The following is a 10,711-nucleotide window of genomic DNA, read 5'->3' as shown; positions in this document are numbered from 1 at the left end:
CGTGGGTGGCCCACCGGGTGTGCCCGATGCCGATGGCGCCGGACAGGGGGGCCTGGATGAGCTTGAGCTGGAGGTTGGCGAGCTTGCCCTCGGCGCGGCGGCGCTCGAGGCGTCCGTGCTCGAGGGTTGCGATGCCGGCCGAGTCGTAGCCGCGGTATTCGAGGCGGCGCAGCGCCTCGATGACCTGTCCTGCCACCGCGTCGCGCCCGACGATGCCTACAATGCCGCACATCTCTGAACCTACTATAACCGGTATTGACGTAATTTAATTGATGAATTCGCTATACCTCTCGAAACTCCTTTTGTATAGTAACTGACGATATTCTACAACGATATCGAAAATATACTGCCCATCGAGAGCTGCCAAATCAGAGATTTTGGACCGAATTGCATCCGCGTTTAGGTATTTACTGACCGTGAACAGTCTCTCATATTCATGAAGGGTGACAAAATCGAGGTCGAGGTCACCGCGGAGGGAGGGGGTACCTACACTCAGCCCCTCAAGCTCAGTCATTGGTTGGCAATCGTTGACCGAGACATTTAAACAAAGATCAATCAAACTTAATCTGTGCATATGAGCGCTATGATCAATAAAAGGAACATGCTTTAACTTCGAGAAAATGTCGATATCGGACTGTGAGTAAGCAAGTATTTCATCGACATAAGGCGAGCTTTGGGCACCAACCACGTTCGTGAACATGTTTTTCCATTGGTTGTTCCAGCTTGGGAAAATACACTTGAGCGGCTTAGTGAAAAACGGTAAAGTGGCCCGCTCGATATCTGTTTTTGGAACCAGATTTACGAGCGTTTTGGGAAAAGCATACTCTGAGAGATGATGCATACCCGTCCGCAAAAAGCCAATTTTCTCAAAAATCCTCGTCTGGGCGAGACTCAAAAATTCCCGAAATAGTGCAAGCTCCTCCGAATAAGACCATCCCGCCATCGTGCCGTGCCAAACTCCGAATATTCTTAACTCAGGCATAGCGCGTTTCACCACTCGAAGTAATTTTGAGGTCGAGGGAGCCATGCCGTGCACGAACACAGATTTTATATGATGCTGATGTAGCAGAGCTAAGATTTCTTCTACCTGCTCCAATGTAAACTTATTGTGACTGTCAATAGCAAGCTTATGGCCTGGGAACGCGCCACATGCCTGCCGTATGCCGACCCACTGCTGAGTAAACAATATTAGTGAGTGCCGGAACAATCCATTGTCGTTTTGCGAAAAACGGACATCTCTGTTAGCATCAAATGCAAAGGGCCCTTCCAGGATATAGTCCTTTTGATCTTCCACGCTCGCTTTTGCAGAAGACTGCACAATCCGACTGTTCAGAAGCCTTCGAAGCTCCCGCGACAATTCAAATTGACCTTCAGCTGTACCAATTCTCATATGGCTGGATCCACGATTAAGAGAATACAATTAATGTAACTGTCAGCTTACTAATAAGACGGTGTAGCGCCGACAACTGCATATAGACCTTTCTTTTCTGGAGGTGAGTCGCAGCAGCAAGGTACATTTGCCTCAGGTTGTCTATCTTGTATTATCCGGCAATGGGTGGCCCGATGTTGTTGGGTATGGGGTTCCATTGAGTACTGCTCGAACCAATGACGGGTGCTAGATGCATCTAACGCTATGCCCATGGTAGCTATAGTCTGGTCTTTAAAACGCCTAGACTGGAAGTTCTGCCGTACCGCTTGAAAGATTTTAAGATCGAACCGGGACAAGACTTATCCGCCTGGAACCGGGGCCGGTCGAACTTTTTGGCGAAGTAGCTGGAGAACATGTGTTTAGGAAGTTCCGCGAATTTTCTTGATTAGAACCGCTCTATTTCTGAAAAAAAATTTTCTGAAACGCCAACCGCGGGACATAACTACTCCATAGAGAAAATTTGGCGCGCACCATTCACCTCACCGACGCGCTGCGCACCAAATTCTATTTATCTTTGTGCGGAGCTACTCATCTCGCGACGCGAGCTTAAGCCAATTTTTATTGACAAATAGCACGTCACTCTGAGCGAACGCGTCTTCGGTATAACTGTCTGCGACTAAGATAAATCCCAAATTCTCGATGGCAGATATCGTTTCGTGTGCTAATTTTTGACCGGCCCAAAACTGGTGCCGTTCAACTTCGGCTCGGAAAGCGATTGTTCGGCTGAGCAACTTCTGTCCGCCTGCAATCACTCTATCAAGCGCTCCTTCGACATCGATCCATAGAAGAAAAGTGCAATTATCGTTCAATTGCGATGCAAAATGGGTGTCGAGACGGGTACACCGAACACTCACCTTCTCGCCGCCAACCCCGTCGGTGCGCTCGTTCAACGATCCCGCCGCCCGCCTCCAGTCTTCCTGTTCGCCCTCAGCATTCAAAATATTGAATTCTATTTCCCCATCGTAGTCAGCTACTGCGACATTATTTACAACGACGCCTTCGAGATCACTTCGTGCATTGATGTAATTGTCGATATTTCTTTTGTTCGCCTCGAACGCATAGCAGCTTGCAGACGGAACAAGCCGATGAAACCTGGCGATCTCCTCGCCATTGAAGCAGCCAATATCGCAAATAACATCAGGATTCGTCGCGACAGCAATTCCGTCTAGCGTCTGACGCAGAATGTCGTCCTTTCGGGCTAGGACCGCCCAACTATCTCGTGTTGTCAAGATTTTAACCCTCCGTTGCCGCAGGCGGTTTTCTCTGCGGTGGACATCTATGTCAACATCGGCGTTATCTGCTGGTGGGCTCTGTGCCATGGCGGAAGCCACGAACGCGCCATCGATCAACCCCTTTGGGTGCCCATCGCAAATTCTGCACGCTAGCCCGCAACCATATTTCGGCTCTTAGGCGCTGAATTATAGGCTTGGCAAGCCATCATGTGCTCGAGGGAGTGTGACCGATATTCCTAGTGCACAGACGCAGACGAACGCACCACGCGCTCACCTACTAATCGCTTGCGAACGCGGAAGAAATTGGGCTAATCGCTGTACGTTTTGTCAGCGTCAAAGCACTAGGTGCCGGTCCCTGCTGGCTTCCTTTACCTCGCCGTGGTACTCAATGGATTCAGCCGTCAAATGTTTGATCGCGGAACGCTCACGCTTGGAACTGGCGTCCGGACTCGTAATGGTGGCTACTCCTGCCACGGTGTGATTCAGGGTTCCTGTAGGAGGAGCCCATGGATCAGTTTTGGCTGACGGACGAGCAGTTCGCGAAGGTCGCGCCGCATCTGCCCACCGACACGCGCGGCAAAGCTCGCGTGGATGACCGACGCGTGATCGGCGGCATCGTCCCTGTGCTGGAAGGCGGTGGCCGCTGGACCGACGCACCGCGCGAGGTCTACGGGCCGAAGAAGACCCTCTACAACCGCTTCGTGCGCTGGGCAGCCAAGGGGGTCTGGGCCAGACTGTTCGAGACGCTCGCCCAAGCTGGCGGACCGCCGACGCAGGTGCTGGTCGACTCCTCGGTCGTAAAGGCGCACCGCTGCGCCTCGGGAGGGACTCGTATGGCCCGCCGCGTCTGCAAGTGGCTCTGGATCCGCTGGTCTGAGCAGTCTGCATAAACGTATCGGGCCTTCCGGCGAGCCGTTGGCCAAGATGGAGATCCGCGCGTCCTGGGCCTCATAAGGGGGTCGGCGTCGAGCGCCATTTGCCTGCCAAAGGCTTCCAGGACATCGGTTGACTGTCAGGCCATCTTCCTCCCACCGCTCGCAGACATCAGAAGGCCGACGCGCCCTGTGTCGGCCGAACTCAGATCAGGCGGCAATGGCCGCCGCTTGGTAGACGCGCCCATGCCGCAGCAGCGCCCAGACGATCTGAGCCATCTTCGCCGCCAAAGCCACGACCGCCGTGTTCGTATGGGCCTTCGCGAGCAGACCACGCAGCCATTGGCCGAGCTGCGTCTCGCTCTGCCGAAGCGTCGGCATCGCGGATCGCGCACCCTGGATCAGCATCTTGCGCAGGTACTTGCTGCCGCGCTTGGTGATGCCCGCGAGCTTCGGTCGCCCGCCCGTCGTTGCCTGTCGGGGTACAAGGCCGAGCCAAGCGGCTCGGTCGCGTCCGCGGGTTACGTCCGTCAATGAGGTGGACTTTGGGGGTGGAATTGGAGCCGCCATCGGTCAGGCAGCCTGTGGTGGAAGTGTCGTGACGCTCTCCTCGATCAACGCCGAAGCAAACCCGGCCATGCCCTCGATCTGCATATAGCGGTGCTGAAGCTGCCACTCGTCGTTGGCCTCCAGAAGCACCGCACCGATCAGGCGTTGGATCGAGTCCGTGTTGGGGAAGATGCCGACCACATCGGCGCGCCGCTTGATCTCCTTGTTGAGGCGTTCCAGCGGGTTCGTGCTGTGAAGCTTGGCCCGATGCTGGAGCGGGAAAGTCAGGTAGGCCAGCACGTCCTCGCACGTGGCCTCGATGAAGACCTTCAGCCTCGGCCAGCGGTTGTGCAGTTGCTCGCCCAGGTGCTGAAGGGCGGCCCGGGCGGCGTCCTGATCGGGCTGCTGGAAGGCGTGGCGCAGGCCGGCAGCCACCATGGTCTGCTGGGTGCGCGGCACGTAAGCCAGCGCGTTCCGGGTCCAATGAACGCGGCAGCGTTGCCAGGTCGCCTTCAGCACCCGGCGGATGGCCGCCTTGAGCCCCTCGTGGGCCTCCGAGATGACGAGCTGCACGCCCGAGAGCCCGCGCTTGACCAAGCTCCGCAGAAAGTCTGTCCAGAACACCTCGGCCTCGGAGGGACCGATGTGCAGGCCGACGATCTCACGCCGGCCTTCGGTGTCCACCGCGACGGCGACTATGGCAGCGACAGAGACGATGCGACCGCCCTCGCGCACCTTCAGGTAGGTGGCATCGAGCCAGAGATAGGGCCACGCACCCGAGAGCGGACGCGTCAGGAAGGCTCCGACGCGCTCGTCGATCTCCTTGCACAGCTTCGACACTGAGGACTTGGAGATGCCCGACAGGCCCATGGCCTGCACGAGGTCTTCCACGCGCCGGGTCGAGACGCCGGCGATCCACGCCTCCTGGATCACGGCGACCAGCGCCTTCTCGACCGTGCGGCGCGGCTCCAGGAAGCCGGGGAAGTAGCTGCCGGTCCGCAGCTTGGGGATCTTCAGGTTGAGTGAGCCGAGCCGTGTGTCGAGGCTGCGCTCGCGATAGCCGTTGCGGTAGGTGCTGCGCTCGCCTGTGCGCTCGTAGCGGCCCGCGCCGATCAGGCCCCCTCCACGTCGGCCTCCATCAGGATCTGCAGGACCGTCTCGGCCAACGAGCGCAGGAAGTTGCCGTCGTCAGCCTTCTGCAGCGCCTCGATCAGTGCCACTCTGTCGTCGGTCATCGGGTGCTCCCGGCTCAGGTTGAAGTCCGCAAACTCCACCTTAGCCGCCGGCCCCGATGGCCACCCCAATCCCCACCGAAACGGTCCCGGAAATTACACCTCGTCCGTGGACGCTACCCGTCCGCGCGAGAAGGTGTTCACGTCACCGATGGCCGCTACCAGCGCGGTTGCATTGAGGGCGCCGATCCCAGGAATGGTGGTCAGCCGCCGCGCCTGCTCATTTGTGCGCGCCTGCTCGGCGAACTCAGAGTCGAGTGCGGCAATGCGCTGATCGAGGAACTGCCAGCGCTCGCGAACCGCGGCCACGAGAGCACGCATACGGGGCGTCAGCGACGAGCCCACATCAGCGTCGAGCAGGCTGGCAAGACAGACGGCGAGCGGGGCCGCGTCCTTGCGGTACGACATGACCGCGGTCCAAGAGGATGGCGCGGATCTGGTTCATCAGCGCCGTACGCTAGCCGAGGAGCTGATCGCGCACTCGGTGCAGGGTTTGCACGTCGAGCTGTGCTTCCGACTTGAGCGCCACGAAGCGCATGGTCGGGCGCGTGGCGGCTTCCGCAATGGCCTCGGCATCGCGGTCGTCATTCTTCTGAGCTTTGACGTAGGGGCGCACGTACTCGGGTGACATCAGCCGGACGGCGGGGCCCTGCGCAGCCAGAGCCCGGCCCATGTGGTGCGCGCCGCAACACGCCTCCATGGCGATGACGCAAGGCGGCATCTTGGCGCCGAACGCGAGCACCGTCTCGCGGCGCATGCGTCGGCGCAGCACGACCCGCCCGGTCGCATCCAGCCCAACGAGGCTGCAGCTGTTCTTGCCCAGGTCGATCCCGAGGACCGCAATCGTCATCGTCCTGCTCCATCCCTCATAGCGGCTACTCGGCAAGCCTAGCAGCGCAGCCCGGTGAGGGGCGGGCCATCCATAAGTGGGGAGCAGAACCAAGCCATCGGCCGCTCGCGCGGGGGTTTCACGAGCAAAATCCACGGTCTCACCGATGTGCTCGGCCGCCCCGGCGTCCTCCTGCTCACGCCCGGCAACGCCAGTGACGTGACGACCGCCCCGGCGGTGCTGGCCGAGGCCCCCGGCCGGGTCCGCCGCTTGGCCGCCGACAAGGGCTACTATGCTTCCGCCGTCGCCCTTGCCGCCGTCATCGCCTTCTGGTGCTGATCGAGTCTAAACCCCAGCGCAGCGCCTTGACGCGTTCACGGTCAGCCATCGTGAGCACATGAACCAAGCGCTCGAACACACCCTCGTGCAACAGGCATTAGAACCAGCGATGCACGCTGCCTAAGGGCGGGAATTCCAGCGGCAGGTGCGGCGATGCGCAGCCGACGCGCACGAAATCTAGGATGGCGTCGAGGATCGCGCCCTGCGACCATCGCATGGGTCGACTTGAGCATTTTCGGGTCACGCGGGATCATAGCCGCAGTGAGGGAAATAGTTAGCGCGCTCCTCGAGCGTGACGCTTGAGAAAGCTGCGTGGACGCTCTGCCAGAAGGCCTCGCGCGTCCGGGCTGCGGCGACCAGCAACAGCGTTTTCAGTTTGGAGAAGGCGAGCTCGATCGGGTTCAGATCGGGCGAGTAGGCAGGCAGGTAGAGGGGGCTGGCGCCCGCTCCCCGGATTGCCCGGATTGCGGCACGGGGATCCGACAGCGCTGGCCGCGCGGCGCCCATCCGTAGCGGCGGGCCAGGCTGGTCGCAGCAGCAGTCTCGTCGAAGAACACCAAGCGACCCGGGTCGAGGGCATCCTGTCTGGCGAACCAGTCCTCCCAGGCGACCTACACGTCCGCCCGCTCTTGCTCGGCCGCGTCCAGCGTACCCATTTGCGGGTGATGCGGTGGCGGGCGAAGAAGCGCGACAGCCCGCTCGTGCTGGTCGTCTAGCTCTGCTCGGCCAGGGCGGCGCGCAGTTCGTGCAGGCAGATCGTAGGCTGCGCTTCGGAGGTGGCCCGGATTAGATCGGCGTGCGCCGCGAGAGCCCGTGAGCGCTGATCGTCGCGTGGCCGTGGCGCAGCCTGACCGTCCTGCCGCACGCGCCCTATCCGACGGGCGCTCGACGCGCTCGCCCCGAAGCGGGCGGCTGCGGCATGGCAGGACGTCCCCCCGCTATCGCGGCGACGACGCGCTCGCGCAGATCGATAGACAAGGCTTTCGGCATTGGTGCCTCCTCGGACCGTCAGCGCCGCCCCAAACTACGTCGCAGATCGGTCGGGCACAGCTATAGCGGCACCTGCCGCTCCTCCGACAACCAAGCCGCTGAACCCGTTTTGAAACGGGGTCTAACTCTGAGCGGAGTCAATTTCCGACGTCACAGAATTACTTAGATGATCCAGCGATGCGATTAGAACCAACGCATCTTCTTCGCTTCCTGGGTACCAAAGTTCAATTTTATCCTCAAGCATATTCCCGCTAGCCGAGCTGTTCATTCAAGCAGCCAAAAGATGACCACTCTCGTTGTTTTACGAGCTGTCGCTGAAGCGCCTAAGTTAAGACTCCATTTCTAAAATTTTATCTTTTGATAGCATGCCTGTCGCTTTGAAAGCTCCAGAGAATCGACTGAAATCAGGAAGCACACTCCTGTGGTTTGACATATCCATTAAACTATCCCTCTTATTCCGCCGGATATAATGGATTGTACTCGGCGCCGTCACATGCATAAATCCCGCCATGACAGTTTCAAGGTTCCAGACCCAGTCCTCATAACCAAACCCCTCATTGATACGATTAGGGCAGTAGGAGAACCGACGAAATATGTCAGCTGAAGCCAACAATGATGAGGTCCAAATATTTTCCGAAAGTAATCGGGTGGTACAAATTTCATCGGTACGCATATCTGGGAGCACCCAAAAGTGGTGACTGAAGGAGCGCCCGAAAAACAGGTTAAACCTCGGATGCACAATGTGCAATTCTACAGCGGATCGTGCCTCAGCCATCGCACTGACCAACCAGTTGCGGCAACATAAATCGTCACCATCTAGAAATGAAATGTAATTACCCGTCGCCGAACGGATTCCATGATTCCTAGCAGATCCGAGGTCTCCGGCATTGATTGACTCAATTCGAGCACCTACAGCATTCGTTGCAACAACTTGCTCGGTCAGCGGGTCCGGTCGGTCAAGCACAAGAATTAGTTCCGCAGAGAGGCCCGCATTATGCGCATGCGAGACGGCTATTGCAGCGCTCTGAAGGGAAGGAACGCAAAGTTCCCCCTCTCGGTGTATATTTACAACCAGAGATACATCCATATTTTTACCCTTCAACTTCGCCGAGCCGGCTTTCTACTGAAAACAAAAGCTTGACATCCCTAAAGTAACGATCGGCAGAAAATAGCTCAGTAATTGACTCCGACAATCGGAAAGCCTTGTTCATCGCAACATCTGGATTTTGAATAATTTTGCGTAGCGCATCGACGTAGTCATCCGGAACTCGAGGCGCCGAGATAGGCCAGCCGGTCTCATTAGTCAAAAACACTCCTGCGCCGCCCACCCCGGAGGCAATAATCGGCAATTTAGCATACGCAGCCTCAAGTAAAAAACGCGGCGTACCTGCCCAGTTCGAAGTACTTAAAACTGCTATAATACTTTCGGTGCGCAGAGGGAAATGTAAGTATTTACGAACGCGAGATATAATATTACTCGGACACTCCATTTTATCAATTTCAAGTGCAATGCCGTTCTCAGAAATGACACAGAATTCGATTTCTGGAATCGCGCGAGCGATTTCAAACAATTTGGCGAATTGGTCTTTCGAGTTATACCGGTCGACGCAAACAAGACATCCGCGGCGACCGCTGAATATATCAACATTTTCGGTATTAGTTTTTAACAATATTTCGACGTCTTTATAAAAAGGAGGACGCAGAACACAAAATTTGTTGCAATTTGCTTGGGAAAGCCGCAAATCACTTTTCAATATCTTGACGAAGGCGGTGTCATTGGTTATTACGTAATCAAGATGGTCGACAGCATACGGCAGTTCCGTCCAGGAGTATCCTGCTCGTCGGCCGAAATTGTCGTAAGTGTAAAAGAATGCACAGCCCATCATCAAAGTGGTACGACGCAGGGCGAAGCCATGACGCTCCACTAATAGCCACCCCAGTTTAGAATTTATGACGCAAATGCTGTTCTTCGGTAAAATCTGAATGAAATTTGCAATTGTGAGCGCAGCCGTGTTAGGGGCCATCGAACAGACGATATCACCAAGGTAAACGACCTCACAGGTTTTTTTGTCTTGTAATGGCTGAGGTTGCATCCGGACTTTGCCAGTAACGATTATCATTATTTGCGCGGTCGAGTGCTGACTTTGACAAGCACATATAAGCGGCGCAATAAATTGGAAATACTCATCTGTATTGTCTTCTTCAATGAAGAAAACCACGGCACGACGGCTGTTATCCAGCTTACGCAATAGGATGCTTAAGAGCTCCCTTCCGCCCGATCGAGCATCAGCGATTATAACTCGCGGTAGTGACTCACAATCAACGTAAGGGGGCAAAATTGCAGGATCAAGCGTAGCGGCGAACTCTAAGTCGAGCTTCACGCCTTCTAACGAAGCGGTGATCGGAAATATTGCCAGCCCTTCAGCGTGCCCCCACCGCTTGTAATGGTATAACGGGTTTACGTTTTTTGCATAAGGGTACCGGCGAATGTAGTCGGCAGCGTCGAAATCCGGCGACGGACTGATTAAATGACTACTGCTGAGGTAATGCTGAAGTACACTCTCATTTTTTTCTAACTCATTACCAATACTTTCTAGCACATAACTTTCTCGGAAATATCGATCAGGATTAATCGATCCACGAACTGCCGTGATGTATTGAATAAGCGGATCGCTTTGGCTGAGAGTTTGTTCTTTTATATATTCGACATCAATCAACGGATGTGGACGGCGACCTTCAGCTGCCCCATATTCGATATAGTGAACAAGAGCTGGTTTCCCCGCAGCAGCTACATCAGGATATAAGCTGTGATAGAAATCGGTATCGAAAAGGGGATGCGGATTTAGGCGGTGGAAGTCGCCAATGGTGATATAGTGAAGCCAAGGATCGGTTCCATTCAACTGCAACCCGGCGCAGACGACTTGGCGAACATAGTAATCAGCCTGAAACAATGGGTGGTGCGACAAGACGACTGTACCAGCCGCTTTCCGCGATTGACTATTTCTTAAATGAATTTTATTTCTTAGATATTTTCTTAGTACTGCTCTAACGCGCATGACCTGTGCATCTTTCGATGTATCTCGACTAAAATTTTTGACCGATGAAGTTTCACTTTCCGAGTTAATTTCGATTTGACCGAGCCTGTCCTTTGTAGTTCTTGCTTACGTCGACGCAGTTAAGGTCATACGCCCCTCCGGCTTTCGTTGCAATGCTCCGCCGCCCATCAGGAAACTAAGCCT

At 55.9% G+C, this 10,711-nt stretch carries 4 protein-coding genes and 7 pseudogenes; 2 read left to right on the top strand and 9 right to left on the bottom strand.

Annotated features, from left to right (window positions below; all coding sequences use genetic code 11):
• The 3 genes and pseudogenes from E1J50_RS08460 to E1J50_RS08450 form a co-directional block, all read right to left on the bottom strand.
• A pseudogene (locus E1J50_RS08460) lies at positions 1 to 232 on the bottom strand (glutamine--fructose-6-phosphate transaminase (isomerizing)); the annotation flags it as partial.
• A 33-nt stretch (positions 233 to 265) separates the two neighbouring features.
• Positions 266 to 1,390, bottom strand: coding sequence for a hypothetical protein (locus E1J50_RS08455; protein WP_132252410.1), 1,125 nt, complete (start codon positions 1,388 to 1,390; stop codon positions 266 to 268).
• A gap of 563 nt (positions 1,391 to 1,953) precedes the next feature.
• A complete protein-coding gene (locus E1J50_RS08450) occupies positions 1,954 to 2,760 on the bottom strand; it encodes an FkbM family methyltransferase (protein WP_132252407.1) in 807 nt (268 codons plus the stop codon).
• Positions 2,761 to 3,167: 407 nt separating this feature from the next.
• On the opposite strand from E1J50_RS08450, the pseudogene E1J50_RS08445 reads away from it, so the two are divergent.
• A pseudogene (locus E1J50_RS08445) lies at positions 3,168 to 3,488 on the top strand (transposase); the annotation flags it as partial.
• Between the two features lie 255 nt (positions 3,489 to 3,743).
• Here E1J50_RS08445 and E1J50_RS08440 read toward each other — a convergent pair.
• The 3 pseudogenes from E1J50_RS08440 to E1J50_RS08430 all read right to left on the bottom strand — a co-directional run.
• Positions 3,744 to 4,052 (bottom strand): annotated as a pseudogene (locus E1J50_RS08440) (transposase); the annotation flags it as partial.
• 54 nt (positions 4,053 to 4,106) lie between these two features.
• Positions 4,107 to 5,317 (bottom strand): annotated as a pseudogene (locus E1J50_RS08435) (IS256 family transposase).
• A gap of 117 nt (positions 5,318 to 5,434) precedes the next feature.
• Positions 5,435 to 6,164 (bottom strand): annotated as a pseudogene (locus E1J50_RS08430) (IS110 family RNA-guided transposase); the annotation flags it as partial.
• A 78-nt stretch (positions 6,165 to 6,242) separates the two neighbouring features.
• Here E1J50_RS08430 and E1J50_RS08425 point away from each other — a divergent pair.
• Positions 6,243 to 6,440, top strand: a pseudogene (locus E1J50_RS08425) (transposase); the annotation flags it as partial.
• 282 nt (positions 6,441 to 6,722) lie between these two features.
• Here E1J50_RS08425 and E1J50_RS08415 read toward each other — a convergent pair.
• The 3 genes and pseudogenes from E1J50_RS08415 to E1J50_RS08405 all read right to left on the bottom strand — a co-directional run bounded on the left by E1J50_RS08415 (position 6,723) and on the right by E1J50_RS08405 (position 10,528).
• Positions 6,723 to 7,472: pseudogene (locus E1J50_RS08415) on the bottom strand (transposase).
• A gap of 328 nt (positions 7,473 to 7,800) precedes the next feature.
• Positions 7,801 to 8,559: a glycosyltransferase family 2 protein gene (locus E1J50_RS08410; RefSeq protein WP_132252402.1), complete on the bottom strand. Its 759-nt coding sequence runs from the start codon at positions 8,557 to 8,559 to the stop codon at positions 7,801 to 7,803.
• 4 nt (positions 8,560 to 8,563) lie between these two features.
• Entirely contained in the window at positions 8,564 to 10,528 is a 1,965-nt protein-coding gene (locus E1J50_RS08405; RefSeq protein WP_132252400.1) for a glycosyltransferase family protein, read from the bottom strand.
• Positions 10,529 to 10,711 lie beyond the last annotated feature (183 nt).

The organism is Methylobacterium segetis, from assembly GCF_004348265.1.
GTDB classification, from domain to species: domain Bacteria; phylum Pseudomonadota; class Alphaproteobacteria; order Rhizobiales; family Beijerinckiaceae; genus Methylobacterium; species Methylobacterium segetis.
Note: the sequence above shows the minus strand (reverse complement) of the source record. Positions and strands in the feature narration are given on the sequence as shown.